The organism is Nocardioides sp. YR527 (assembly GCF_900101045.1).
GTDB lineage: Bacteria > Actinomycetota > Actinomycetes > Propionibacteriales > Nocardioidaceae > Nocardioides.
Map to the genome: position 1 here is coordinate 404103 of NZ_FNFN01000006.1, position 25172 is coordinate 429274.

At 69.8% G+C, this 25172-nt stretch carries 23 protein-coding genes; 21 read left to right on the plus strand and 2 right to left on the minus strand.

Going from position 1 to position 25172, the window contains the following annotated elements; genetic code table 11:
* The first annotated feature begins 58 nt into the window (after positions 1 to 58).
* The 4 genes from BLT25_RS20230 to BLT25_RS20245 all read left to right on the plus strand — a co-directional run bounded on the left by BLT25_RS20230 (position 59) and on the right by BLT25_RS20245 (position 5176).
* Positions 59 to 1420: an alkaline phosphatase family protein gene (locus BLT25_RS20230; protein ID WP_091049685.1), complete on the plus strand. Its 1362-nt coding sequence runs from the start codon at positions 59 to 61 to the stop codon at positions 1418 to 1420.
* Between the two features lie 15 nt (positions 1421 to 1435).
* Positions 1436 to 2443, plus strand: coding sequence for a sugar phosphate isomerase/epimerase family protein (locus tag BLT25_RS20235; RefSeq protein ID WP_091049687.1), 1008 nt, complete (start codon positions 1436 to 1438; stop codon positions 2441 to 2443).
* A gap of 32 nt (positions 2444 to 2475) precedes the next feature.
* Positions 2476 to 3432: a sugar phosphate isomerase/epimerase family protein gene (locus BLT25_RS20240; RefSeq protein WP_091049689.1), complete on the plus strand. Its 957-nt coding sequence runs from the start codon at positions 2476 to 2478 to the stop codon at positions 3430 to 3432.
* A 175-nt stretch (positions 3433 to 3607) separates the two neighbouring features.
* A complete protein-coding gene (locus BLT25_RS20245; RefSeq protein ID WP_218131423.1) occupies positions 3608 to 5176 on the plus strand; it encodes a glycosyltransferase family 2 protein in 1569 nt (522 codons plus the stop codon).
* A gap of 108 nt (positions 5177 to 5284) precedes the next feature.
* Here the strand turns inward: BLT25_RS20245 and BLT25_RS20250 are convergent, their stop codons facing one another.
* A complete protein-coding gene (locus tag BLT25_RS20250; protein ID WP_176884096.1) occupies positions 5285 to 6331 on the minus strand; it encodes a class I SAM-dependent methyltransferase in 1047 nt (348 codons plus the stop codon).
* A gap of 196 nt (positions 6332 to 6527) precedes the next feature.
* Between BLT25_RS20250 and BLT25_RS20255 the strand changes: the two genes are divergently transcribed.
* From BLT25_RS20255 to BLT25_RS20320, 14 genes are all read left to right on the plus strand, one after another.
* Positions 6528 to 6866 (plus strand): P-II family nitrogen regulator, encoded by a 339-nt coding sequence (locus tag BLT25_RS20255; protein WP_091050095.1) that lies wholly within the window; start codon positions 6528 to 6530, stop codon positions 6864 to 6866.
* 69 nt (positions 6867 to 6935) lie between these two features.
* Positions 6936 to 7274, plus strand: coding sequence for a P-II family nitrogen regulator (locus BLT25_RS20260; RefSeq protein ID WP_008363338.1), 339 nt, complete (start codon positions 6936 to 6938; stop codon positions 7272 to 7274).
* A gap of 20 nt (positions 7275 to 7294) precedes the next feature.
* Positions 7295 to 9508, plus strand: a complete 2214-nt coding sequence (locus BLT25_RS20265) for a [protein-PII] uridylyltransferase (RefSeq protein ID WP_176884098.1) — start codon at positions 7295 to 7297, stop codon at positions 9506 to 9508.
* Between the two features lie 168 nt (positions 9509 to 9676).
* Positions 9677 to 11239 (plus strand): signal recognition particle protein, encoded by a 1563-nt coding sequence (ffh, locus tag BLT25_RS20270; RefSeq protein WP_091049698.1) that lies wholly within the window; start codon positions 9677 to 9679, stop codon positions 11237 to 11239.
* Positions 11236 to 11760 carry a GrpB family protein gene (locus tag BLT25_RS20275; RefSeq protein WP_091049700.1) on the plus strand — a complete coding sequence of 175 codons (525 nt, stop codon included), beginning with the start codon at positions 11236 to 11238 and terminating at the stop codon, positions 11758 to 11760. Before ffh ends, BLT25_RS20275 begins: the two co-directional genes overlap by 4 nt.
* Before the next feature lie 136 nt (positions 11761 to 11896).
* Positions 11897 to 12259, plus strand: a complete 363-nt coding sequence (locus BLT25_RS20280; RefSeq protein ID WP_091049702.1) for a hypothetical protein — start codon at positions 11897 to 11899, stop codon at positions 12257 to 12259.
* A 131-nt stretch (positions 12260 to 12390) separates the two neighbouring features.
* The gene (locus BLT25_RS20285; protein ID WP_091049704.1) at positions 12391 to 14400 is read left to right on the plus strand and encodes a glycoside hydrolase family 3 protein; all 2010 of its coding nucleotides are present in this window, start codon (positions 12391 to 12393) and stop codon (positions 14398 to 14400) included.
* Between the two features lie 79 nt (positions 14401 to 14479).
* Complete coding sequence (locus tag BLT25_RS20290) at positions 14480 to 16186, plus strand: FHA domain-containing protein (protein ID WP_091049707.1); 1707 nt, start codon at positions 14480 to 14482, stop codon at positions 16184 to 16186.
* Positions 16187 to 16200: 14 nt separating this feature from the next.
* Positions 16201 to 17274: an amidohydrolase family protein gene (locus tag BLT25_RS20295; RefSeq protein ID WP_091049709.1), complete on the plus strand. Its 1074-nt coding sequence runs from the start codon at positions 16201 to 16203 to the stop codon at positions 17272 to 17274.
* A gap of 164 nt (positions 17275 to 17438) precedes the next feature.
* Positions 17439 to 17906, plus strand: coding sequence for a 30S ribosomal protein S16 (rpsP, locus tag BLT25_RS20300; protein ID WP_091049711.1), 468 nt, complete (start codon positions 17439 to 17441; stop codon positions 17904 to 17906).
* 5 nt (positions 17907 to 17911) lie between these two features.
* Positions 17912 to 18154, plus strand: coding sequence for an RNA-binding protein (locus tag BLT25_RS20305; protein ID WP_091049713.1), 243 nt, complete (start codon positions 17912 to 17914; stop codon positions 18152 to 18154).
* Between the two features lie 216 nt (positions 18155 to 18370).
* Positions 18371 to 18931: a ribosome maturation factor RimM gene (gene rimM / locus BLT25_RS20310; protein ID WP_218131424.1), complete on the plus strand. Its 561-nt coding sequence runs from the start codon at positions 18371 to 18373 to the stop codon at positions 18929 to 18931.
* Positions 18928 to 20085 carry a tRNA (guanosine(37)-N1)-methyltransferase TrmD gene (gene trmD, locus BLT25_RS20315; protein WP_091049715.1) on the plus strand — a complete coding sequence of 386 codons (1158 nt, stop codon included), beginning with the start codon at positions 18928 to 18930 and terminating at the stop codon, positions 20083 to 20085. Before rimM ends, trmD begins: the two co-directional genes overlap by 4 nt.
* A 157-nt stretch (positions 20086 to 20242) precedes the next feature.
* Positions 20243 to 21499, plus strand: a complete 1257-nt coding sequence (locus BLT25_RS20320; protein WP_091049718.1) for an ammonium transporter — start codon at positions 20243 to 20245, stop codon at positions 21497 to 21499.
* Positions 21500 to 21596: 97 nt separating this feature from the next.
* On the opposite strand, the gene BLT25_RS20325 is transcribed toward BLT25_RS20320, so the two are convergent.
* A complete protein-coding gene (locus BLT25_RS20325) occupies positions 21597 to 22808 on the minus strand; it encodes a Fic family protein (protein WP_091049719.1) in 1212 nt (403 codons plus the stop codon).
* Positions 22809 to 23084: 276 nt separating this feature from the next.
* Between BLT25_RS20325 and rplS the strand changes: the two genes are divergently transcribed.
* The 3 genes from rplS (at position 23085) to BLT25_RS20340 (ending at position 25150) form a co-directional block, all read left to right on the plus strand.
* On the plus strand, positions 23085 to 23435 hold the full coding sequence (rplS, locus tag BLT25_RS20330; protein WP_091050100.1) for a 50S ribosomal protein L19: 351 nt from the start codon (positions 23085 to 23087) through the stop codon (positions 23433 to 23435).
* A gap of 123 nt (positions 23436 to 23558) precedes the next feature.
* On the plus strand, positions 23559 to 24461 hold the full coding sequence (gene lepB / locus BLT25_RS20335; RefSeq protein WP_091049721.1) for a signal peptidase I: 903 nt from the start codon (positions 23559 to 23561) through the stop codon (positions 24459 to 24461).
* The gene (locus tag BLT25_RS20340) at positions 24458 to 25150 is read left to right on the plus strand and encodes a ribonuclease HII (RefSeq protein WP_256328699.1); all 693 of its coding nucleotides are present in this window, start codon (positions 24458 to 24460) and stop codon (positions 25148 to 25150) included. Before lepB ends, BLT25_RS20340 begins: the two co-directional genes overlap by 4 nt.
* Positions 25151 to 25172: the final 22 nt, after the last annotated feature.

A 25172-nucleotide genomic window follows, 5' to 3' on the forward strand; every position in this document is an offset into this window, starting at 1 on the left:
CCATAGGCCTCAGGCCGCCGCGTCCGTACGATGGCGCTTGCGCTACGGAGGCGGCGGCATGAATGAGAAGCTGCTGGTCATCGACGTGGTCGGGATGACTCCCGAGCTGCTCCGGCACATGCCGCGGGTGCGGCAGGTGGGGGAGTCGGGGTTCACCGCCGAGCTCGGCACCGTGCTGCCCGCGGTCACCTGCTCGGTGCAGTCGACCTTCCTGACCGGCGCGCTGCCGCGCGAGCACGGCATCGTCGGCAACGGCTGGTACTTCCGCGACCTGGGTGAGGTGCTCCTGTGGCGCCAGCACAACGCCCTGGTCAAGGGCGAGAAGCTCTGGGACGTCGTCCGCCGCCGGCGCCCCGGCGCGAAGGTCGCCAACATCTGCTGGTGGTACGCCATGGGCGCCGACGTCGACACCACCGTCACCCCGCGCCCGGCCTACCACGCCGACGGCAAGAAGTCGCCGGACTGCTGGACCTGGCCGCCCGAGCTCCACGACACCCTCACCGAGGAGCTGGGGCCGTTCCCACTGTTCACCTACTGGGGGCCGACCGCCTCGATCAAGAGCTCGGCCTGGATCGTCGCGGCGGCCCGCAAGGTGATGCCCGACCACGACCTCACCCTGGTCTACGTCCCGCACCTCGACTACGACCTGCAGCGGTTCGGCCCCGACAGCCCGCAGGCGGCCCAGGCCGCCCGCGACGTCGACGCCACCCTGGCACCGCTGCTCGACGACGCCGAGGCCGCGGGCGTCCGGGTCGTGCTGCTGAGCGAGTACGGCATCACGAAGGCCTCCCGCCCGGTCGACGTCAACCGGCTGCTGCGCCGCGAGGGCCTCCTGCACGTCCACCACAACGCCACCGGCGAGCTGCTCGACCCGTGGACCTCGCGCGCCTTCGCGGTCGCCGACCACCAGATCGCCCACGTCTACGTCAAGGACCCGGCCGACCTTGAACGGGTCCGGAAGCTCCTCCAAGACCTCGACGGGGTCGCCGAGGTGCTCGACCGCGCCGGCCAGGCGGCGTACGGACTCGACCACGAGCGCGCGGGCGAGCTGGTCGTGGTGGCCGAGTCGGATGCCTGGTTCACCTACTACTACTGGCTCGAAGACGCGAACGCACCCGACTTCGCCCGCGGCGTCGAGATCCACAAGAAGCCCGGCTACGACCCCGCCGAGCTGTTCCTCGACCCCGAGGACCGCTGGGTCAAGCTGCGCGCCGCCACCACTCTGGCCCGCAAGACGGCCGGGCTGCGCTACGCGATGAGCGTGGTGCCGCTCGACCCCGCCCCGGTCTCGGGCAGCCACGGCCGGCTGCCGGAGGACCCCGAGCACGGACCCGTGCTCGTCTGCTCCGACGCCTCCGTCAAGCGCGACCGGTTCGAGGCCACCGAGGTCCGCGACCTGCTTGCATCTCTGCTCCCCTGAGGAAGGACACACACCATGACCCGACCGATCACGCTCTTCACCGGCCAGTGGGCCGACCTGCCGTTCGAGGAGGTCTGCCGCCTCGCCTCCGAGTGGGGCTACGACGGCCTCGAGATCGCCTGCTGGGGCGACCACCTCGACCCCTGGCAGGCCGCCGAGGACGAGACGTACGTCCGGGCGAAGCTCGACCTGCTGGCCAAGCACAACCTGCAGGTCTTCGCGATCTCCAACCACCTCAAGGGCCAGGCGGTCTGCGACGACCCGATCGACCAGCGCCACCGCGACATCCTGCCCGCCAAGATCTGGGGCGACGGCGACCCCGAAGGCGTACGTCAGCGGGCCGCCGAGGAGATGAAGATGACCGCCCGGGCGGCCAAGAACCTGGGCGTCAAGACCGTCGTCGGCTTCACCGGCTCCTCGATCTGGAAGTACGTCGCGATGTTCCCGCCCGTCTCTGCGGAGATGGTCGAGGCCGGCTATCAGGACTTCGCCGACCGGTGGAACCCGATCCTCGACGTCTTCGACGAGTGCGGGGTGCGGTTCGCCCACGAGGTGCACCCCTCCGAGATCGCCTACGACTACTGGTCGACGGTCGCGACGCTGGAGGCGATCGGTCATCGGGAGGCGTTCGGGCTCAACTGGGATCCCAGCCACATGGTGTGGCAGCAGGTCGACCCGGTCGGGTTCCTGTGGGACTTCCGCGACCGGATCTACCACGTGGACTGCAAGGACACGAAGATGCAGACCGGCAACGGCCGCAACGCCCGGCTCGGCTCCCACCTCGCCTGGGCCGACCCGCGCCGCGGCTGGGACTTCGTCTCGACCGGCCACGGCGACGTGCCGTGGGAGCAGTGCTTCCGGATGCTCAACTCCATCGGCTACGACGGCCCCATCTCGATCGAGTGGGAGGACGCCGGCATGGACCGCCTCATCGGCGCTCCCGAGGCGCTCGAGTTCGTCCGCCGGCTCGCCTTCGACGCCCCTGAGGCTTCCTTCGACGCGGCGTTCTCGACCGCCGACTGACCCGCAACACCAACAAAAGAAGGAGTTACGAGATGTGTTTTGGATTCGACGGTGACGGTGCGCTGCAGCGCTCACTCGAACAGCGCGGGCTGAGCCGGCGCTCCCTCATCCGTGGCGCCGCCGCGGGTGCAGCCGCACTCGGGGTCGGTGGTGCTCTGGCCGCGCCGGCACAGGCCGCCGCCAGCTCCGGCCGTGGACACGGCGGTCGCCGGGTCCCGGCCGACAAGATCAGCATCCAGCTCTACACGCTGCGCTCGATCATGACCGGGGCAGGTGTCGACGCGACGTTGAAGAAGCTGGCGCAGATCGGCTACGACCGTGTCGAGCTGGCCGGTCTCTACGGGCGTACCGCCGCGGACATCCGAGGCGTCCTCGACGGGCTCGGGATCCGCTCCAACTCCAGCCACGACGGCCTGAGCAGCAGCTTCGCGGCGCTCGAGACCAAGTTCGACAACTCCGAGACGCTCGGAGTCCGCTACCTCAACGTCCCCTACCTGGCCTCCAGCTCGCTCTCCGACTGGCAGGCCTGGGCCGACCAGATGAACAACGAGGCGGCGGCCGCGAAGCGGCGCGGCTTCCGCTACGGCTACCACAACCACGCCCATGAGTTCACCACCGATCTCGGTGGCGGGGTCACGCCCTGGGACGTGTTCATGCGGGAGCTCGACCCGGCCTACGTCCACCTCGAGGTGGACCTCTACTGGGCCGTCACCGGTGGGGTGAACCTCGGCATGTCCAGCGACGAGGCGATCGACTTCGCGATCGATGTCGTCGACCGGGCTCCGCTCGAGGTCCGCCAGTACCACGTCAAGGACCGCAACGAGGCCACCGGCGACCACGTCGATCTCGGCACCGGGTTCATCGACTTCGCCAAGATCTTCCGCGCCCACCAGGTCGAGGACTACATCGTGGAGAACGACAGCCCCGACGTCACCCCGATCCAGACCGCGGAGGTGGGCTACTCCTACCTGCGTGGCCTGCGCTTCTGACGTACGCCACCCCTGGCTCGGCAGCCGCCCCCGACCCTCCCTCCGGGGCGGCTGCCGTCGTCTTCTGGACACTCGGTGAACCCGCCGAGAAGTTGAGATGACGACCATCCACAAACGGCTGAGCGCCTCGTGTCGGGCGCTGCGAACCATCCACAGGGGTCATAGGCTGAAGACCATGCCATCGCCCCGGGTATCGCTGATCACCGCTGTCTACAACCCGCCCGCCGATGCCTTCGAGGACACGATCGCGTCGGTTCTCGGCCAGACCCACGAGGACTGGGAGTGGGTTCTCAGCGACGACCGCTCGCCGGCTGCGTGGGTGCTGCCGCGGCTGCGGGAGCTGGCCGCGAACGAGCCGCGGGTGCGCATCGTGGAGCGCGCGGAGAACGGTGGCATCGTTGCCGCCTCGAACTCCTCGCTGGCCGAGGCGAGCGGCGAGCTGGTCGCCCTGCTCGACCACGACGACGTGCTCGAGCCGAACGCGCTGGAGAAGATGGTCCGTGCCTACGACCGGTTCGAGGACCTCGACTACGCCTACAGCGACCAGGACCTGATGTCGGACGCGGGGGAGCTCCGCGATGCCTACTACAAGCCCGACTGGTCCCCGGAGCGACTGCGCCACCACAACTACTGCACCCACTTCTCGGTGCTGCGCCGCTCCGTCGTGGAGGAGGTCGGCGGCTTCCAGGAGGGCTTCGACGGCTCCCAGGACCACGACCTCGTGCTGCGGGTCAGCGAGCGCGCGCGACGCATCGTCCACGTACCCGGCGCGCTCTACCACTGGCGCCAGGTGCCGGGCTCCGCCGCCGCGGACAACCACGCCAAGCCGTACGCCTGGGACGCCGGCGTACGCGCCGTGCAGGCCCATCTCGACCGGCTCGGGATCCGGGCCACGGCCTCGCACGGTGTCTCGCCCGGGCTCTACCGGGTCGAGCGGGAGCCCGACCTGGACACCCCGGTGAGCGTGATCATCCCGACCATCGGCACCAGCGCGATCGTGTGGGGCGAGAAGCGCGCGATGGTCGTCGAGACCGTCCGCTCGGTGGTGGCCTCCACCGAGCACCGCAACGTCGAGTTCGTGATCGTCTACGACACCCCGACCCCGGCCCCGGTGCTGGAGGCGCTGCGGGCGATCGAGGGCGCCGACGTCAAGCTGGTCGAGTTCACCGAGAAGTTCAGCTTCAGCGCCAAGTGCAACGTCGGCGCCGCCCATGCGACCGGTGACGTCCTGGTCTTCCTCAACGACGACATGGAGGCCTACTCCGAGGGCGTCATCGAGAACCTGATCGCGCCGCTGCGCGAGCCCGACGTCGGTATGACCGGCCCCAAGCTCCTCTTCGAGGACTTCCGCATCCAGCACGCCGGCCTGGTCTACGGCAGCGGCACCATCACCCACGCCTACTACCGGGCCCGCCCCGAGGAGCGCGGCAACCACGGTGAGCTGCACATCAACAGGGAGACCTCCGCGCTGACCGGCGCCTGCGTCGCGATGAGGCGCGAGGTCTTCTTCGACGCCGGTGGCTTCAGCGAGCGGCTGCCGATCAACTACAACGACGTCGACCTGTGCCTCAAGGTCCGTCGCTCACTGGGCCTGCGCCTCGTCTGGCTCCACGACGTCACCCTCTTCCACTTCGAGTCCGTCAGCCGCGACAACGCCGTCCACGACTGGGAGAAGGACTTCATCAACAACCGCTGGGGCAACTACAAGGACGTACGCGAGGCCTACTCCAACGGCGTCCGCTGACCCCGTGAACGCCGAGTCGGCGCAAACTGACCGGATTCACCGCCGAGTCGGCGCGTCATAACGAGCCGACTCGGCCGGGATCTTGGTCAGGACGAGCCGACTCGGTGCTCAGCCCTGGGCTGCGCGACGGAGGCGGCGGACGACTCGTCGGCCGAAGTTCCGCACCGGGTGGCGGGTGGCGTAGGTCAGGTCGGCCTCGAGGCCGGCGACCCTGCCGCGCAGCCGCTCGATGCGCTCGCGGCGGCGCCGGTTGACCTCGCGGGCCTCGCGCAGCTGCTTGGACAGGGTGCCGACCCGGGCCTGGGCGGAGTTGGCGGAGGCCTGGATGCCGAGGATGTGGTCCCGGGTGGCCAGCCGGGAGCGGGTGACCTCCTCGAACTTCCGGGTGTGTACGTCGCGGAGCCGGACCTCGTCGGCCGGCGCGGCCTGGACGAGCTCGGGGGCGGCCGGCGCGAGCTCGCCGTCGGCGAGCGGCCGGGCGGAGAGCTGGAACTGGTAGACCAGCGCGTCGGGCTGCTGGCGTACCCACTCCACGGCCACCTCGGGAAGCAGGCCCGGGTCGACCGCTACCTCGACGTTGAGCGGGTCGGCGGTGGTGCCACGCAGGTCCTCGACCGCGTAGCCCGCGTCGGTGAAGAGCTGCAGCAGCCCCTCGCGGGAGTAGAACTTGATGTGGGTGCGGTCCAGGAGACCGGTGTCGGTGGTCTGCCAGCGGCCCTGGAGCAGGGCGAGGCGGACCGAGCCGTGGGTGACGTTGGGGATCGAGATGACCACCCGCCCGTCGGGGGCGAGCAGGTCACGAGCCTGCTCGAGCGCCGCCCGCGGGTCGACGAGGTGCTCCAGCACGTCGGCGAAGATCACCAGGTCGAAGGAGCCGGGCTCGACGATCTCGGTCAGCGGGGTCGCGTCGACGTCGGCGACGACCACCCGCTCGAGGACCTTCTCGGCCAGGCTCGCCGCCTCGGGATCGATCTCGATGCCGGTGACTGCGCAGCCGCGCTCGGTGAGGATCCGGCCGATCTCGCCGGTCCAGCAGCCGACGTCGAGGACCCGCTTCCCGCCGTCCGCCGAGGCGATCGGCGCAGCCAGGTCGATGACCTGCACATGGCTGGTGTTGGCGTGATCGAGGTCGATCTCGACGGCGTAGTGCGACATGCGACGAGGGTAGCGACCTTTGGTGGCGCCGCGCGGGTTCGGCGCGGGTGAATTCCCGGCTGTTTCGACGCTTCGGCGACGTACGGGGAAATGGTCTGTTACACAGTGGAAACAGACGCTTCGGGGTGTCGAAACGTCCCCGGGTGAAGGTGGCGGCGAAGATGACAGGATCAAGGACCTCTGGAGGCGCCCTCTCGTGAAACTCGTGACCGCAGTGATCAAGCCCCACAAGTGGGAGGACGTGCGCGAGGCCCTGGAGGCCTTCGGTGTGACCGGCATGACCGTCTCCGAGGTCTCCGGCTACGGCCGGCAGAAGGGCCACACCGAGGTCTACCGCGGCGCGGAGTACGACATCGCCCTGGTGCCGAAGATCCGCATCGAGATCGTGGTGGAGGACGAGGATGCGACCGACGTCGTCGGGATCGTCGTGAAGACCGCCCAGACCGGACGGATCGGCGACGGGAAGGTCTGGCTCAGCCCGATCGAGTCCGTCGTCCGGGTCCGGACCGGTGCGCGCGACGCCGAGGCGCTCTGATCCAGTGGACCGCTCGACCATTAGGCTTCGTCCGAGTGCCGGTCCATCGAATCCCACCGGAGGAGAGAAATGAAGCTCGTCACCGCAGTGATCAAACCCCACAAGTGGGAGGACGTCCGCGTCGCCCTGGAAGCTGTCGGTGTCACCGGCATGACCGTCTCCGAGGTCTCCGGCTACGGCCGACAGAAGGGTCACACCGAGGTCTACCGCGGCGCTGAGTACGACGTCGCTCTGGTGCCGAAGATCCGCATCGAGATCGCCGTGCCCGACGAGGAGGTCGAGTCGGTGGTCAGCGCCATCGAGACCTCGGCGAAGACCGAGCGCATCGGTGACGGCAAGGTCTGGGTCTCCCCGCTGGAGACCATCGTGCGGGTCCGCACCGGCGACCGCGACGACGCCGCGATCTGAATCCATGAAGGAGGTTGCGCGTGACCGCTGAGGGCCGGGCGGCGCGCACAGCCGAGGCAGACGAGCAGTGCGCCAAGGCGTACGCCGCGGCCGGCGGCCCCGAGGTCGGGGTCGCCCTGGTCGCGGTCGGGGGATACGGGCGCGGGGAGCTCGCGCCCTTCTCCGACTGGGACGTGGTCCTGGTCCACGACGACGACATCGTCGTCGGCCCGGTCGCCGAGCAGGTCTGGTATCCGCTCTGGGACACCGCCCCCAAGCTCGACCACTCGGTGCGCTCCTTCTCCGAGATGCTCTCGGCCTCGACCGGTGACCTCCGGGTCGCCCTCGGGCTGCTCGACATCCGGCACCTGGCCGGCGACCGCGGCCTGGTGCTGCGGCTGCGTACGACGATGCTGGCGCACTGGCGCAAGCACGCCCGGGCCCTGCTGCCCGAGCTGAGGACGATGAGCGTGGAGCGGCACCGGCGTGCCGGTGAGCTCGCCCACGCCTCGGTGCCGGACCTGAAGGAGATGTACGGCGGGCTGCGGGACGCGGTCGTGATCAAGGCGATCGTGGCGACCTGGCTGGTCGACGTACCCGCGGTCGACCTGGAGAAGTCGCGCCGCGCTCTGCTCGACGTCCGTGATCTCGTGCAGGAGATCGGCGGCCGGGCCACCGACCGGGTCGTGCCGGAGATGTGGGACCAGCTCGCCGAGAGGCTCGAGCTGGCCGACGCCCGCACGGCACAGGCCCACGTACGCACCATCGGCCGCCGCCTCGCCCACCTCTCCCGCCTGGCCTGGCGACGGGTCGACGGGGTCCTGGAGCGATCCCGGCCCGGAGCACCGCGCCGCCCGCGGCTGACGCCCCTGGGCGGCGGGCTGGCGCTCGCGTCCGGCGAGGTGGTGCTGGTCCCGGGCGCCCGTCCCGCGCGGGATCCGTTGATGCTGCTGCGCGCCTCGGCGCTGGCCGCCGAGCACGGGGTCGCGCTGGCGCCGCCGACCGCCGCGCGACTGGCCAAGGACACCCCGGCGCTGACTGAGCCGTGGCCGGAGGACGCCCGTCGGCTCTTCGTACGGCTGCTGGGGTCCGGACGCGGGCTGCTCGCGGTCTGGGAGACCCTGGAGGAGACCGGCGCGGTCTCCCGGATCCTGCCCGAGTGGGAGCGGATCCGGCTCCTCCCGCACGCCTCGATCATCCACCGCTTCACCGTCGACCGGCACACCATCGAGACCTGCATCGAGGCGGTCGCGCTGCTGCCGCGCGTGGCTCGCCCCGACGTGCTGCTGGTCGCGGCGCTGCTCCACGACATCGGCAAGGGTTCGCTGACCGAGCACAGCGTCGCGGGGGAGCCGATCGCCCGCCGGATCGCCACCCGGATGGGGTTCCCGGACGAGGAGGTCGGGCTGATCTCGCAGCTGGTGCGCTGGCACCTGCTGCTGTCGGTGACCGCGACCACCCGTGACCCGGACGACCCGGCGACCGTCGACCTGGTGGTCGACACGATGGGCGACGCCGAGGCGCTCGCCCTGCTCACCGCGCTCACCGAGGCGGACGCGCGGGCGACCAGCACCCAGGCCTGGACCAGCTGGCGGGCCCGGCTCATCCTGGACCTCGCCCGCCGGGCCGCGCGGGTCCTCGACACCGGCGTCGCCGCGGGGGAGCGGTCGCAGGCCGCGGTGGAGATCCCCGAGAGCGTACGTTCGGGCTCGACCTCCTTCCGTGCCGAGCCGCTCGCCGACGGCGCCCGGGTGTGGGTGATCGCGACCGACCGGCTCGGCCTGCTCGCCGACCTGGCCGCCACCTTCGCGGTCGCGCGGCTGCCGGTCAGAGCCTGTCGTGCCTGGCAGCAGGGCGGTTTCGGGGTGAGCGTGTGGGACCTCGACGACTCCTATGTCGACGCCGCGGTGCTGCGCACCCGCTTCTCCGCCATCACCGAGGGCCGCCTCGACCCGACGACCAGGCTGGCGCCGAGCGCGGCCGCGCGGGGGAGCGAGCCCTCGGTCGTCGTACGTCCCGAGGCATCCAGCAAGGCCACGGTCCTCGAGGTGCGCACCATCGACCGTCCCGGGGTCGTCTACACCGTCGCCGTCGCGCTGGCGCGGATGGAGATCGCCGTCCGGTCCGCCCATATCTCCACCCTCGGCCCGCAGGCCGTCGACGTGTTCTACCTCCAGGAGGCCTCGGCCGGAGTCCTCGCCGAGCATCGGGCGGCCGAGGCGGCGCACGCGGTCCGCGCGGCCCTCGAATGCTGACCGAGGTAACTCGGCGAGCGATCGCCTCCTTCGCGGAACTCCACGAGGGAGGCGATCGCTGACCGAGTTACCTCGGTCAGCATCCACCGCCCCTTCCCAGCCGGATGCCATCTCGCGCACATCTGTTCGTTAGTCTTGGCAAGACCACCACTCTGCTGAAGGACCGCTTTGTTCGCCACGCTCTCCGACCGGCTCGCCACGACGTTCAAGAACATTCGGGGCAAGGGCCGCCTCACCGAAGCCGACATCGACGCCACCGCTCGCGAGATCCGCATCGCGCTGCTCGAGGCCGACGTCGCGTTGCCGGTGGTGCGCGAGTTCGTCGCCCGGGTCAAGGAGCGGGCGCGCGGCGAGGAGGTCAGCCAGGCGCTGAACCCCGCCCAGCAGATCGTCAAGATCGTCAACGACGAGCTGGTCACGATCCTGGGTGGCGAGACCCGCCGACTCCGTTACGCCAAGACCGGCCCGACGGTGATCATGCTCGCGGGTCTGCAGGGTGCCGGTAAGACCACCCTGGCCGCGAAGCTTGCCCTGTGGCTGAAGGAGCAGGGCAAGGCGCCGCTGCTGGTGGCCGCCGACCTGCAGCGGCCCAACGCGGTCAACCAGCTCCAGGTCAACGGTGAGCGTGTCGGCGTCCCCGTCTACGCGCCCCAGCCCGGCAATGGCGTCGGAGACCCGGTCGACGTCGCCCGTGACGCCGTCGAGGAGGCCAAGCGCAAGCTCCACGACGTGGTCATCGTCGACACCGCCGGCCGCCTCGGCATCGACGAGGAGCTGATGAAGCAGGCCGCCGACATCAAGGCGGCCGTCAACCCCGACGAGGTCCTCTTCGTCGTCGACGCGATGATCGGTCAGGACGCGGTCAACACCGCGCAGGCCTTCCTCGACGGTGTCGGCTACGACGGCGTGGTCCTCACCAAGCTCGACGGCGACGCCCGCGGTGGTGCGGCGCTCTCCATCGTCCAGATCACCGGCAAGCCGGTCATGTTCGCCTCCAACGGCGAGAAGATGACCGACTTCGACCTGTTCCACCCCGACCGGATGGCCGGCCGCATCCTCGACATGGGCGACATGCTCACCCTGATCGAGCAGGCCGAGAAGACCTTCGACCAGGGGCAGGCCGAAAAGGACGCGGCCAAGATCGCGACCGGCGAGTTCACGCTCGAGGACTTCCTCAAGCAGATGCAGCAGCTGCGCAAGCTCGGCTCGATGTCGAAGCTGATGGGCATGCTGCCGGGCATGGGCCAGTTCCGCGATCAGCTCGACAACTTCGACGAGCGCGAGATCGACCGGATCCAGGCGATCATCCAGTCGATGACCCCGGCCGAGCGCGCCAACCCGAAGATCCTCGACGGCTCCCGCCGCGCCCGAATCGCGAAGGGCTCGGGCCGCCAGGTCTCCGACGTCAACCAGCTCATCCAGCGCTTCACCGAGGCGTCGAAGATGATGAAGCAGCTCGCCTCCGGCGGCGGCATGCCCGGGATGCCCGGCGCGCCCGGTGCCGGCTTCGGCAAGCGCGCCGGCGCCAAGCAGGTGGCCCAGAAGAAGAAGGGCAAGGGCGCGCGCAAGTCCGGCAACCCGGCCAAGGCCGCCCAGCAGGCGAAGGCAGACGCCGAGAAGAAGCCGGCTGCCGCCAACCCGTTCGGCGTGCCGGGTGGCGAGGAGATCGACTACGAGAAGGCTGCCGCCGAGCTCAACCTGCCCGGGGACTTCTCCAAGTTCTTGAAGTGACCCGCCTCGACCGCATCGTCGTCGTCGACCACTCCCCGCAGTGGGCACGGTCCTTCGAGTCGGCGCGGTCGCTGGTGGAACCACTCCTGGCCGAGCACCTGGTGCGCCCGGTCGAGCACATCGGAAGTACGTCGGTGCCCGGCCTTCCGGCCAAGCCGATCATCGACATGCTCGCCGTGGTGAGCTCGTACGAGGCGGTGGGGAGCTCTCTTCCTGCGCTGGAAGACGTTGCCTGGGTCGCGGCCCCCGAGCCTAGCGATGTCGAGCAGCGGAAGTGGTCGTGGTGCTCGCCGTCGATCGCTCTTCGCACCCATCACCTGCACGTGGTCGAGGAGTCCTCGGAGGGCTGGCCGACCTGGCTGGCCTTCCGCGACCACCTGCGCACGAACGCCGAGGACCGCGAGACCTACGCCGCGATCAAACGCCGGCTAGCCTCGGCCGACGACGAGGACAGACCGGCCTACCGGGCAGGGAAAGCTCCGTTCATCACCTCGGTGCTGGCCCGGATCGCCGTGAACTGACGGTCCAGCCACTTCCGCGCACATGCGTGGAAGTGGCACCTCGGAGGCCCTCGCGGCCTGCGACTTCGGTGCATGTGCGCGGTTCTTGCTGAGGGTCCCAGCGGCTTGCGCCGGGGCGGGTGCATATCCTGGCGGCGTGGTTACGGTTCTGGTCGTCGACGGCGCCAATGTTGTCGGTGCCCGTCCGGACGGCTGGTGGAAGGACCGGGCCGGCGCCGCGCGCAGGCTGCACGAGGCACTCCTGGTGGCCGACCTCCCGCACGACCGGATCGTGCTGGTCCTGGAGGGACAGGCCAAGGGCGGCGTACGTCCCGGCCGCGACGCCCACGTGCTCACCGTCCATGCGCCCAAGGACGGGGACGCCGCGATCGTCGGTGCCGTCCGTGAGGCGATGGAGAAGGGTGACCGGGTGACGCTGGTGACCGCCGACCGGATGCTGCAGGCACGCTGCGGCGGTGCCACGGCCCTGGGACCGTCCTGGTTGCTTGACCAGATCTGAGGAAATTCACGGGGTTACGCACGCGTAGCCATTGACCGACGGTGTGATCGCCGTCACGCTGGGAGCGCTCTCACGAGTCCTGGCACCCCAATGCCGAGGTGCCGGCAGATCACTCTCAGGAGGCCTGTCCCGTGCGATCACACAGACGGCGCGGCGCGATCGGTGGAGCCTCGGCTCTCGCCGGTCTGCTCTGCGCCACGCTCTTCGTTGCCCCCGCATCCAGTGCGGCGCCCACCAGCGCGCCCGCCGGCGTGTCCACCGATGCGCTCACGCGCTCTGGCCACACGCTGCCCTACAAGAACCCACGTCTGGCGACCAAGACCCGCGTCGCCGACCTGCTCGCCCGGATGACGCTGGCCGAGAAGGTCGGTCAGATGGCCCAGGCCGAGCGCGCAGACGTCGCCGCGAACCCCGCACAGATCGCCGAGCTCGGGCTCGGCAGCGTACTCTCCGGCGGCGGCTCGACCCCGGCCGAGAACACCCCGGAGGCCTGGGCCGACACGGTCGATGCCTTCCAGGAGCAGGCGCTCTCGACCCGGCTGGGGATCCCGCTGCTCTACGGCGTCGACTCTGTCCACGGTCACGGCAACCTCAACGGCGCGACCGTGTTCCCGCACAACATCGGCCTCGGCGCGACCCGCGACCCGAAGCTCGCCGAGCGGATCGGGCACATCACCGCGGAGGAGACCCGAGCCTCCGGGCCGCAGTGGACCTTCGCCCCGTGCGTCTGCGTCGCCCGCGACGACCGGTGGGGGAGGACGTACGAGTCCTTTGGCGAGAGCCCGAAGCTGGCTGCCCAGATGGCCCAGATGATCGAGGGCTTCCAGGGTGACAAGCGTGAGCTCGACGATCCCGACCGCGTCCTGGCCACCGCCAAGCACTTCGCCGGCGACGGCTTCACGACGTTCGGCACGGGTGAGGGCGACTACACCATCGACCAGGGCATCACCCAGGCCTCGCGCGCCGAGTTCGACAAGCTGGCGCTCTCGCCGTACGTCACCGCCATCAAGAAGCACGACGTCGGCTCGGTGATGCCGTCCTTCTCCAGCGTCGACTGGACCGAGGACGGACTCGGCAACCCGCTCAAGATGCACGCCCATAAGGAGCTCGTCACCGGCTGGCTCAAGGAGAAGCAGGGCTTCGACGGCCTGGTGATCTCCGACTGGCGGGGGATCCACCAGATCCCGGGGACGTACGCGGAGCAGGTGGCCACCTCGGTCAATGCCGGCCTCGACATGTTCATGGAGCCGTTCTCCGGTGACACGGTCGGCTACCCGCAGTTCATCGAGACGCTGACCGCTGCGGTCGAGGACGGCAAGGTCCCCATGGCCCGCATCGACGATGCGGTCTCCCGGATCCTGACCGCGAAGTTCGACCTCGGGCTCTTCGAGAAGCCGTTCACCGACCGGCGCAACATCGACGAGATCGGCAGTGCCGACCACCGTCGCGTCGCGCGCGAGGCGGTGGCGAAGTCGCAGGTACTGCTCCGGAACAGGCACGCGCTGCCGCTCTCCGGCCGCGACGACGTCTACGTCGCGGGCAGCAAGGCCGACAGCATCGGCGACCAGGCCGGCGGCTGGACGATCACCTGGCAGGGCAACTCGACCCACCAGATCCCCGGCGACACGATCCTCGACGGCATCGAGTCCGCGGCCCGAGGCGAGGTGACCCACTCGCCCGACGCCTCCGCGCCGGTCCCGGCCGGGGCGCACGGCGTCGTGGTCGTCGGCGAGCACCCGTACGCCGAGGGCTTCGGTGACGTCGGCGGCCCGCGCTGGGGCTACGACCCCGGTGAGGGTGGCGTGCTTCGGCCGGCGCTCACGATGCAGCTCAGCGACGCCGACACGGAGGCGATCGAGACGGTCTGCGCGGCCGCGGCGACCTGCACGGTGCTCGTCGTCTCCGGGCGTCCGATGATCATCCCGCCCGAGCTGCTCGGGCAGATCGACGCCCTGGTGGCCTCCTGGCTGCCGGGCAGCGAGGGCAAGGGAGTCGCCGACGTACTCTTCGGCAAGCGCCCCTTCACCGGGAAGCTCCCGGTGACCTGGCCCCGTTCGGTCGACCAGGAGCCGATCAACATCGGCGATTCCGACTATGACCCGCTGTTTGCTTACGGACACGGCCTGAAGACCCACCGATAGCGGAATTGGCCCGGTCCGAGTTCTGCGAATCTTCGATTCGCGACGCTTGGATCGGGCCATTTCGGTGCATGATTCGTGCATGCAGACGCTACGCGTAGACGTATCGGGACGTGCGCTCAGCTTCCCGCCCGACAAGATCGTCCGAATCGGCCGCTCGATCGATGCCGACGTGGTGCTCTCGTCCTCCTCGGTCTCCCGCGCTCATGCGGAGCTGCGCCCGGACCCGTCCGGGTGGAAGCTGGTCGACGTCGGCTCCGCCGGAGGGACGTACGTCTCCGGCAGCCGCGTCACCGAGGTGCCGTTGACCGGTGCGACCGAGATCCAGCTCGGCCCGGCGGGACCGGGCTCGACGATCACGGTCACCCTCGACGACGCGCCGGTCGCAGCGGGTGCTCCGCGTGCTCAGGCGCCGGCTCCGCCGCCTCCGCCTGCGATGGCGGGCGCCACGGCGGCTCCGCCCTCCGGGGTGGCGCCGGCGGCTCCGCCCCCGCCCGGCAACCTGCCGCCCGCGCCCCCGGCGCCCTCGGCGACCCAGGACATCTCCGAGATGACGATCGCGCCCGGGATGGCCCGCCCGGCCGCTCCCGGCCAGCCGCCGACCCCGCCGAGCGGCCCCGACCTGCTGCTGGTCGCCGAGGGCAAGGAGCACCGCTTCCGCCACCCGGTCACGGTCACCATCGGCCGTGCGGCCGACAACTCGGTCGTGCTGGAGGACCAGGGCGTCTCCCGCCAGCACGCCCGGCTGGTGGCCATCCCCGGCGGCTGGACCTTCGAGAACGGCTCCCAGACCGGGTCGTTCCTGAAGGGGAAGCCGCTGATCCGGGAGGAGATCGACGAGGAGACCGAGATCCGCCTCGGTCACCCGGTCGCCGGCGAGATCCTCAAGGTCATCCCGATCTACGCCGCCGAGGTCGAGGTCGCGCGTGCCGCCGCCAAGCGCCGCAACAAGCTGCTGCTGTGGGGCGGGATCGGGGCCGCGGCCGCGGTCGTGGTCATCGGACTGGTGGTCGCGATGTTCGTGGTGCCCGGCGGCGACCCGGCCGCCCAGGACACCGGCCTGACCAAGGACGAGCTCAACAGCGCGCAGCGGGCCGCCGTCTGGATCACCTACGCGCCGACCGAGGACACCATCGCGATGGGATCCGGGTCGATCGTCACCGCGGACGGCAAGATCCTCACCAACGCCCACGTCGCCGACCCGGCGAAGATCCCGGAGTACGCCGCCAAGGGCGAGGTGTCTCCCGAGGTCGTCAACATCCACCTGACCGACCCGGCCGAGGGCTACAAGGTCGGCGAGCCCGACTACCTCGCCAAGGTCATCCAGTCCGACGGCGAGGTCGACAGCGCGGTCGTGCAGATCATCGCCGACGGCGAGGGCAACCCGGTGAACCCGTCCTCGCTGGACCTGCCGACGATCTCGCTCGGCGACTCCAACGCGGTCGACCGCGGCGACTTCATCGCCACGATCGGATTCCCGATGCTGCCGAAGGAGAGCTTCGCCGACAAGGAGGGCGTGCTCTTCCAGCCGCCGACCGTCGCCGAGGGCAACGTGGCGACGATCCTCTCCTTCGAGGGGGAGGATCGGGCCGTCTTCGACGTCACCGCCCGGATCTCCAGCGGCAACTCCGGTGGTGCCGCGGTCAACGACGACGGTGAGCTCGTCGGCGTACCGACCTCCATCGGGTGGGACGACAACAATGTCGTCACCGGCCAGGTCATCCCGCTCGCCCAGCACTTCCCGATCCTCGAGGCGGCCGGGGTGAAGGTGCCGACCTCCGGAAACTAGGTAACCTGCGTCACATGACTGCTCTGCGCTTCTCCGGCCCGGTCCTTCCCGATGGAGAGGTGCGGGACCTCTACGTCCTCGACGGCCGCATCACCTACGAGCGGCCGTCGGGGGCGGAGACCGGCGCCTCGGGCTGGATCGTCCCCGGCCTCGTCGACGCCCACTGCCACATCGGGCTGGGGCCCGACGGCGCGGTCGACCAGGACACCGCTGAGGCGCAGGCTCTCGCCGACCGGGACGCCGGTGCCCTGCTCCTGCGCGACGCCGGTTCCGCCGCCGACACCCGCTGGGTCCAGTCCCGCGAGGACCTGCCCCGGCTGATCCGCGCCGGCCGCCACATCGGACGTACGAAGCGCTACATGCGCAACTACGCCGACGAGGTCGAGCCCGAGGGTCTGGCCGAGGCCGTCGAGCGGCAGGCCCGCTCCGGTGACGGCTGGGTCAAGCTCGTCGGCGACTGGATCGACCGGGCCGAGGGAGACCTGAAGCCCTCCTTCCCGGAGGAGTCGTTCGCCGAGGCGATCAAGGTGGCCCACGACAACGACGCGCGGGTCACGGCGCACTGCTTCGGCCACGAGGTCCTGCCTGGCCTGATCGAGGCCGGGATCGACTGCATCGAGCACGGCACCGGGTTGACCCCGGACCTCGTCGAGGCCATGGCCGAGCAGGGCACCGCACTGGTCCCCACCGTCGCCCAGCTGGAGATCTTCCCCGATCTGGCCGCCGCCGCGGCACCCAAGTTCCCGACGTACGCCGCCACCATGGAGGACCTCTACGCGCGCCGTCGCGAGACGATCATGAGCGCCTACGAGGCGGGCGTGGCCCTCTACGCGGGCTCCGACGGCGCGGGCGACCAGCTGCACGGCGTACTCCCGGTCGAGGTCCTCGCGATGCACCGGCTCGGTCTTCCGGCCGACGTCGTCCTCGGCGCCGCGTCCTGGCGCGCCCGGGAGTGGCTCGGCCACAACCCCGGCCTCGCCGAGGGCGACCCCGCCGACTTCGTCGTCTACGACACCAATCCCCTCGACGACCTCACCGTGCTGGCGCGTCCGGCCGCCGTCGTGCTCCGCGGGAAGATCTACGCCTGAGATTTCGCCGCTTCCGTCCACCTCTGGCAAACTGAGGCGCGTGTCCTGTGCGCAGGGACCCTCTCACCCAGCGCAACAGTGCCCGCCGAAGTTGCCTGACGGGTGTCCCCACACCGACACGGGCCTCTTCACCCATATTCGATTCCAAAGGAATACCACCAACAGTGGCTGTCAAGATCCGCTTGAAGCGCCTGGGCAAGATCCGGGTTCCGCAGTACCGCATCGTCATCGTCGACTCGCGCAAGAAGCGCGACGGCGCTGTCATCGAGGAGATCGGTCTCTACCGTCCCAAGGAGGAGCCGAGCTTCATCCAGGTCGACTCCGAGCGCGCCCAGTACTGGCTCGGCGTCGGCGCCCAGCCGACCCCGGCTCTCGAGGCGATCCTCAAGGTGACCGGCGACTGGCAGAAGTTCAAGGGCCTCCCGGGCGCCGAGGGCACCCTGCGGGTCGCCCCGCCGAAGCCCGACAAGCTCGAGCTCTTCAACAAGGCTCTCGCCGAGGCGCACGCCTCCGCCGGTTCCGAGGCCGTGACGAAGAAGTCCGCCAAGAAGGCCGAGGAGCCGAAGGCTGAGGAGCCCAAGGCCGAGGAGCCCAAGGCCGAGGAGACCCCGGCCGCTGAGGCCGAGGCCTGAGCAGCATGCTCGCCGAAGCTCTCGAGCACCTCGTCCGAGGAGTCGTCGACAACCCCGACGAGGTGAGCGTGCGCGACAAGCAGCTTCGTCGCGGCTCCGTCCTCGAGGTCCGGGTCCACCCCGACGACCTCGGCAAGGTGATCGGCCGCGGCGGCCGCACCGCCACCGCGTTCCGTACGGTCATCGCAGCGCTGGCCGGCAAGGGCGGCGCGCGGATCGACTTCGTCGACGTCGACGGCGGTCGCTGAGCACGGCTGCATCAACTCACGACAGGCGCCATCCCCATCGCGGGGGTGGCGCCTGTTGCTCTTTTCGGGCCGCCGAACTCGTGTAACACGTCGTTCGTAGGACTACTCGCCCTATCTGATAGGGCGAGTAGTCCTACGAACGACGTGTTACAGCGAGCGGCGCCGCCCATCGCTGAGGAGTTCGGCCCGACGTACGCCACCCTCTAGGCTCACCTCGTGGAATTGATCGAGGTGCTGGTCGGACGGATCGGCAAGCCGCACGGGATCCGGGGGTTCGTGACCGTCGAGGTGCGGACCGACGAGCCCGACCGGCGGTTCGCCGAGGGCACGGTGCTGCGGGCGCAGCCGCCGAAGGGATCGGCGTTCGCCGCCAAGGAGCTGACCGTGGAGGGCGCCCGTTGGCACGGGCAGGTGCTCCAGGTCGCCTTCGAGGAGATCACCGACCGCAACGAGGCCGAAGCGGCTCGTGGGACGCTGCTCTTCGCCGACGTCCCGGCCGAGGAGACCCCCGAGGACCCCGACGAGTACTACGACCACCAGCTCGTCGGCCTGACCGCCTTCGACGAAGAGGGCCGTGAGCTGGGCACGGTGAAGGCGCTGGTCCATGGGGGAGCCCAGGACCTGCTGACGATCCGTACCCCGGACCGGCGCGATGCGCTGGTGCCGTTCGTGAAGGCGCTGGTGCCGGTCGTCGACCTGAACGAGAGGAAGGTCGTCATCGCCGACCGCCCCGGCCTGGTCACGCCGTTCGCCGAGGACGAGGACGACGCCAGGTGAGGCTCGACTACCTCACCATCTTCCCCGACTACCTCGCGCCGCTCCGGCTGAGCCTGCCGGGCAAGGCGATCGAGTCCGGGCTGCTGGAGATGCACGTCCACGACGTACGCGACTGGACCCACGACCGCCACCGCACCGTCGACGACACGCCCTACGGCGGTGGCGCCGGGATGGTGATGAAGCCGGAGCCGTTCGGTGAGGCCTTCGACGAGCTGGCCATCGACGGCGCGACCGTGATCGTGACCACCCCGAGCGGCGAGCCGTTCACCCAGGCGTTGGCTCGTGACCTGTCGACCCGGGAGCGGCTGGTCTTCCTGCTCGGTCGCTACGAGGGCATCGACCAGCGCGTGCTCGACCACGCGGCGACCCGCGCCGAGGTCCGCGAGATCTCCCTGGGCGACTACGTCCTCAACGGGGGAGAGGTCGCCGCGATGGCGATCACGGAGGCCGTCGTACGTCTGCTCCCCGGGTTCATGGGCAACGCCGAGTCGCTCGTGGAGGAGTCCCACGAGGACGGCCTGCTGGAGTACCCGGTCTACACCAAGCCCGCCTCCTGGCGTGACCTCGAGGTCCCGAAGGTGCTGCTCAGCGGTGACCACAAGCGCATCGGGCAGTGGCGTCACGACCAGGCGGTGGCCCGGACCTCCGTACGCCGCCCCGACCTGCTCCACGCGTCCCAGGCCGCCACCGAGTGGGAGATCGTGCCCGCCGTACGCGCCGATGTGCCCGAGCTGCACACACTCCAGCTCGCCTGCTGGGTGCAGGAGATGCACGACAACCCCGGCGTCGCGATCCCGCCGCTGCACGAGTCGCTCGACGACACTTTGCGCGCGCTGGAGACCCACGACGTCTACGTGGTCCGCTCCGCAGGGCGCCTGGTGGGCTCGGTCCGTGCCCGGCTCGAGGGCGACATCTGGGAGATCGGACGGCTGATGACCGCCCCGGACATGCAGGGGCGGGGTCTCGGGCGTCAGCTGCTGGATCACATCCAGGCGGTCGCGCCGGAGGACACCAGGACGTACCAGCTCTTCACCGGGGCGAAGAGCGAGCGGAATCAGAAGATGTACAAGAAGGCCGGTTTCCGGCTTCGACGTGACCTCGAGGCCCCGCCAGGTGCCGTCATCCTGACGAAGCCGCACGCTCGTCGACGGTAACGGTTCGTCAACCGACCACTCTGTTACTTTTCTGTAACACCAGACATCTGTTCCTGAAACGAAGCGTCGCAACGATGCCGGGCAATACGTACGACGAGCGATGTGGCTCGCGTGACGTCACAGCCCCATCCCGAGACTCAAATCTATGAGGCACTGAATGTCTGTCGAACTTGCATGGCAACTCCTGTGCGCGGCCCTGGTCATCTTCATGACCCCTGGTCTCGCGTTCTTCTACGGCGGCCTGGTGAAGGCCAAGTCCGTCGTCTCGATGATGATGCTGAGCTTCGGCTCGATCGCCGTCGTCACCATCCTCTATGTCCTCTACGGTGGCACCGGCATCGCCGGCAACGGCACCAGCGGTGGCAGCAAGCTCTTCGGTAACCCGTTCGAGGACTTCGGGATGACCGACCTCGTCACCTCCGCCGGCAGCGGCGACGCGGGCAACCTCTTCGGTGGCCACGCCTTCCTGGTCGCCTTCTGCATCATCACCGTCGCCCTGGTCTCGGGGGCCGTCGCCGACCGCGCGCGCTTCTGGCCGTGGATGATCTTCGCCGTCTTCTTCGCGACCTTCGTGGTCTTCCCGACCTTCCGCTGGATCTGGGGCGTGGACTCCGAGGGCAACTTCTACGGCTGGCTCGCCAACAACGTCTACGGCCTCGGTGGCTCCCTCGACTGGGCCGGCGGCACCGTGATCCACCAGTCGGCCGGCGCCGCGGCGCTCGCCCTGGCGCTCGTGCTCGGTCGTCGCAAGGTCGGCTTCTCCAAGGAGGAGACGGTCGCTCACAACGTACCGCTCGTGCTGATCGGCACCGCGATCCTCTGGTTCGGCTGGTTCGGCTTCAACACCGGTGTCTTCGGTGCCGACGAGGGCCAGACCTCGCTGATCTTCCTCAACACCCTGCTGGCCCCGGCCGCCGGCCTGATCGGCTGGATCGTCGTCGAGCAGTTCAAGGACGGCAAGCCGACCGCCGTCGGTGCCGCGTCCGGCATCGTCACCGGTCTGGTTGCCATCACCCCGGCCTGTGCGTTCGTCAGCCCGGTCTGGGCCCTCGTCCTCGGCCTCGTCGCCGGTGCCATCTGCGCCCTGGCCGTCGAGCTCAAGTTCAAGCTCGGCTTCGACGACACGCTCGACGTCGTCGGCATCCACCTCGTCGCCGGTTTCATCGGCTGCGTGTGGGTCGGCATCTTCGGCATGGAGACGCTCACCGGTGGCAGCGTCGTCTTCGGTGGCAACTTCAAGCTCCTCGGTGCCCAGGTCCTCTCCTCGCTCACCGTGATCGTCTACTCGTTCGTGATCGCCTTCGTCATCGGCTTCGCGATCGAGAAGACCGTCGGCTTCCGCGCCAAGGAGGAGGACGAGGTCGCCGGTATCGACACCGTTCTCCACGAGCCGGGCTACTCCGAGCTCGGCTGATCCATCGCTTCGACCACGAGGCCCGTCCCGGTTCGCCGGGGCGGGCCTCGCGGCGTACGGGATACCTTCCTGGACGACTCTTCCTGGACGAACAGCCTCAGCGAGGGCCGTACGGAAGCTGCCGGGCCTGGTGCTGGATGCGGGCGCTGAGGTCCTCGATCTCGGCCAGCACCGCCGCCGCGACCCACACCGGGGAACGGCGGGTGCCCTTGGCGCGGGTGAGGATCCCGGCCCGCTCCAGGCCGTCGATCGTCTCCTCGGCGTCCTCGATCCCGAGGCTCTTGGTGACCAGCTCGGCGTTGAGGATGGGCTCCTCGGTCAGCAGGTCGAGAAGACGGTACGCAGCCGACCCGGGCCGTGGGTCACCGGCCGCCTCGCCCCAGCCACGCCGGATGCTCTCCAGCGTCTCGGCCGTCTTCCACGACTCCGTCGTCGCGATCGTCGTCGAGGCGGCGAGCATGGCGATGATCGTGGACGCGGTGCCGGCCCGGTAGTCGTTGAGGGCAGCGAAGTAGCGGTCGCGGTGGGCGACGAGCGCCGAGGCGATCGGGACGGCCAGGTGCCGGGAGGCGCGGCGTCGCCGGAGCACGGCGTGGATGAGCGCCCGACCGATCCGGCCGTTGCCGTCGATGAAGGGATGGATCGACTCGAACTGGGCGTGCACGATCGCCGCCTGGGCGATGGGGGAGAGGTCGTCGCGGTTGGCGAAGGCGACCAGGTCCTCGATGTAGTCGTCGACCGTCTCCGGCGGAGGTGGCACGTGGAGGGTGTCGCGGGGCGCGTAGTCGGAGCCGCCGACCCAGTTCTGGACGACGCGGAACCTGCCGGCGTTGGCCGCCTCGTCGGGATGGCGCGCGAACAGGTCCCGGTGGGCGCGCAGGATCGCGTCGGAGGTGATCTTGCGGGTGGTGTCGGCCTCGCTGATCAGCCGCTGCATCGCCTGGGTCGCGGATGCCATCGAGGTTGCCGAGGAGCTGGCGCCGATGCCGAGCAGGGCCCGCCCGTAGTCGGCCATGCTGGCCTCGACGTGCTCGATCTTGGAGGAGTCGATCGCCTCGGTGCGCAGCTGCAGGTGGTTGAGCCCGTCCATCGCCCGGCCGTGGACCAGGTCGAGATGACGGAGTGCGCCCGCGCTGGCGGTCGTCATCGCCGCCACCGGCCGCTCCAGCGCCAGGTCGAGGTCGGCGATGTGAGGCGGCAGCGCCACCGTGACCTCACGGAGCAGCCGGTCCACGCGCGGACCGCGCGGGATCCGCTGCCGGTAGGGGCGCGTCACGTAGGTGTGCGGTGGCCAGTCGGTGTCGGTCACGGAGGGCATCCTCGCACGGGGCGCGGGCGCGCCGCGTACGTCTCCGCGCTCCGCGCCGTCTCGATTCCCGGCGGCCCGCGGCGCTGTGGCAGACTTGTGAGCCGGTCCAGTCGGCCGAAGCACGCTCCGAAGATGACACCCGGAGGTGTCGCGACGGGCTCCTGCCACAGGGGGAACCGTACGCCGCCGGCCAGCGTGGCTGGACCACCGCCAAAGATCGCCCTGATAGGGGCATGGATGACCGCGATCGGCCTGTGGCGAGCGTGAGGAGAAATGATGAGCAACGTACTCGCAGAGGTCGGCAACGCCTCCAAGCGCGACGACCTGCCGGAGTTCCGCGCCGGTGACACCGTCAAGGTGCACGTCAAGGTCGTCGAGGGCAACCGGTCCCGCGTCCAGGTCTTCCAGGGCGTCGTGATCCGCGTCCACGGTTCCGGCATCGGCCGCACCTTCACCGTCCGCAAGGTCTCCTTCGGCGTGGGCGTCGAGCGCACCTTCCCGCTGCACTCCCCGATCTTCGAGCAGATCGAGGTCGTCACCCGCGGTGACGTCCGTCGCGCGAAGCTCTACTACCTGCGCAACCTGCGCGGCAAGAAGGCCAAGATCAAGGAGCGCCGCGAAGCATGAGCGGCTGGGGCTTGATCGGCGGAGCGAAGCGACGCCCGATCTGCCCCAGACCGAGGCCTGAGAAGCCCCTGAGCATAGCGAGTCGATGAGGCTCGTTGTGGAGGGAGTCTCTAGACTCACCGCGTGACTTCGAACGACCGCGATCCTTCCGTCGGCGTAGGGCCCCAGGCCCGCTGGGACGGGCCCGAGACAGGGGGATCGCGGTCGTTCTCGTCTTCTCCTCAGGCCCCGCGCTGGGCCTCTGAACAGCCGGGCCGGGCCAACGGCCCGCGCCGCGAGGAGGAGCACAAGCCCCGTCTGTCGGCCTGGCAGGAGGGCATCGTCCTGGTCGTGCTGGCCGTGCTGGTCGCGGTCGTCGTGAAGGCCCTGTTCGTGCAGGCCTTCTACATCCCCTCGGAGTCCATGGAACCCGGCCTGCAGGGCGGCCCGTCGGTGGCGACCGACGACCGGGTGCTCGTGGAGAAGCCGTCCTACTGGCTCGCCGGCACGCCCAAGCGCGGCGATGTCGTTGTCTTCTCCGACCCGGGCTCCTGGCTCGGTGTCGACGAGTCGGCGGGCCCCAGCAACATCTTCGGCAAGGCGCTCGCGGTCATCGGCCTCTACCCCGAGGGGGGCCACCTGGTGAAGCGCGTCATCGGGGTCCCCGGCGACGTCATCGAGTGCTGCGACAAGCAGGGTCGGCTGATCGTCAACGGCGTCCCGATCGACGAGCCGTACGCCCGGCCCTCCCAGACCAAGTGCGGCCGCCCCAACAAGGAGGGCGAGTGCTTCGGGCCGATGCCCGGCAACCGCCACTGGGAGGCCGGTCCGGTGCCCGAGGGTTCCCTGTTCGTGATGGGCGACAACCGGGCCAACTCGGCAGACTCGACCGTGCACATGTGCACGGCCAACGAGACCGACTGCGCGCTGGTGCCCTGGGTGCCGGAGGACAACGTGGTCGGCAAGGTCGTGGCGCTGGGCTGGCCGCTGGACCGGGCGAAGTGGATCCACCGGCCCGAGAGCTTCGAGGACGTGCCGTCACAGTGAGCAGTGCGCCAACCCTGCGAGTCGAGCGGTCCATGCTGCGCGAGGGCGTCACCCATCTCGGTGCCGTCGACGAGGTGGGGCGGGGCGCGCTCTGCGGGCCGGTCTCGATCGGGATCGTGGTGATCTCCGCGGTGACCCGCACAGCACCCCAGGGTGTACGCGACTCCAAGCTGCTCACTCCCGAGGCTCGCGAGATGCTCGCGCCGAAGGTGCGCCGGTGGGCCGTCGACTCCGCCGTCGGGCACGCGCTGGCATCCGAGATCGACGAGGTCGGGATCATGGCCGCGATGCGGCTGGCCGGTCAGCGGGCGTTGAATGCCCTGGACGTACGTCCTGATGCCCTGCTGCTCGACGGCAACCACAACTATCTGACCCCGCCCGTGCAGGAGGGGCTCTTCGGTGAGGTCTCAGCGATGGTTGAGGAGGTCGAGGTGCCGCCGGTGACGACGATGATCAAGGCCGACATGAAGTGCGCCGCCGTCGCCGCCGCCTCGATCCTGGCGAAGACCTCGCGCGACGCACTGATGGTTGCGCTGCACTCGGAGTTCCCGGAGTACGCGTGGGCCGACAACAAGGGCTACTCCGCGCCCGCCCACATCGCCGCGCTGGAGCGCCTGGGGCCGTCGGCATATCACCGGCGCTCGTGGAGTCTTCCCGGAACTTCCCGCGAGTTGGCCCTAGAGTCCTAGGCATGAGCGAGCGTCAGCGAGC

Excerpts from the sequence above, each read along its gene's own strand:
- BLT25_RS20230 (WP_091049685.1), top strand. The coding sequence starts at position 59 with ATGAATGAGAAGCTGCTGGTCATCGACGTGGTCGGGATGACTCCCGAG.
- BLT25_RS20235 (WP_091049687.1), top strand. The coding sequence starts at position 1,436 with ATGACCCGACCGATCACGCTCTTCACCGGCCAGTGGGCCGACCTGCCG.
- BLT25_RS20240 (WP_091049689.1), top strand. The coding sequence starts at position 2,476 with ATGTGTTTTGGATTCGACGGTGACGGTGCGCTGCAGCGCTCACTCGAA.
- BLT25_RS20245 (WP_218131423.1), top strand. The coding sequence starts at position 3,608 with ATGCCATCGCCCCGGGTATCGCTGATCACCGCTGTCTACAACCCGCCC.
- BLT25_RS20250 (WP_176884096.1), bottom strand. The coding sequence starts at position 6,331 with ATGTCGCACTACGCCGTCGAGATCGACCTCGATCACGCCAACACCAGC.
- BLT25_RS20260 (WP_008363338.1), top strand. The coding sequence starts at position 6,936 with ATGAAGCTCGTCACCGCAGTGATCAAACCCCACAAGTGGGAGGACGTC.
- BLT25_RS20290 (WP_091049707.1), top strand. The coding sequence starts at position 14,480 with ATGCAGACGCTACGCGTAGACGTATCGGGACGTGCGCTCAGCTTCCCG.
- BLT25_RS20295 (WP_091049709.1), top strand. The coding sequence starts at position 16,201 with ATGACTGCTCTGCGCTTCTCCGGCCCGGTCCTTCCCGATGGAGAGGTG.
- BLT25_RS20305 (WP_091049713.1), top strand. The coding sequence starts at position 17,912 with ATGCTCGCCGAAGCTCTCGAGCACCTCGTCCGAGGAGTCGTCGACAAC.
- BLT25_RS20320 (WP_091049718.1), top strand. The coding sequence starts at position 20,243 with ATGTCTGTCGAACTTGCATGGCAACTCCTGTGCGCGGCCCTGGTCATC.
- rplS (WP_091050100.1), top strand. The coding sequence starts at position 23,085 with ATGAGCAACGTACTCGCAGAGGTCGGCAACGCCTCCAAGCGCGACGAC.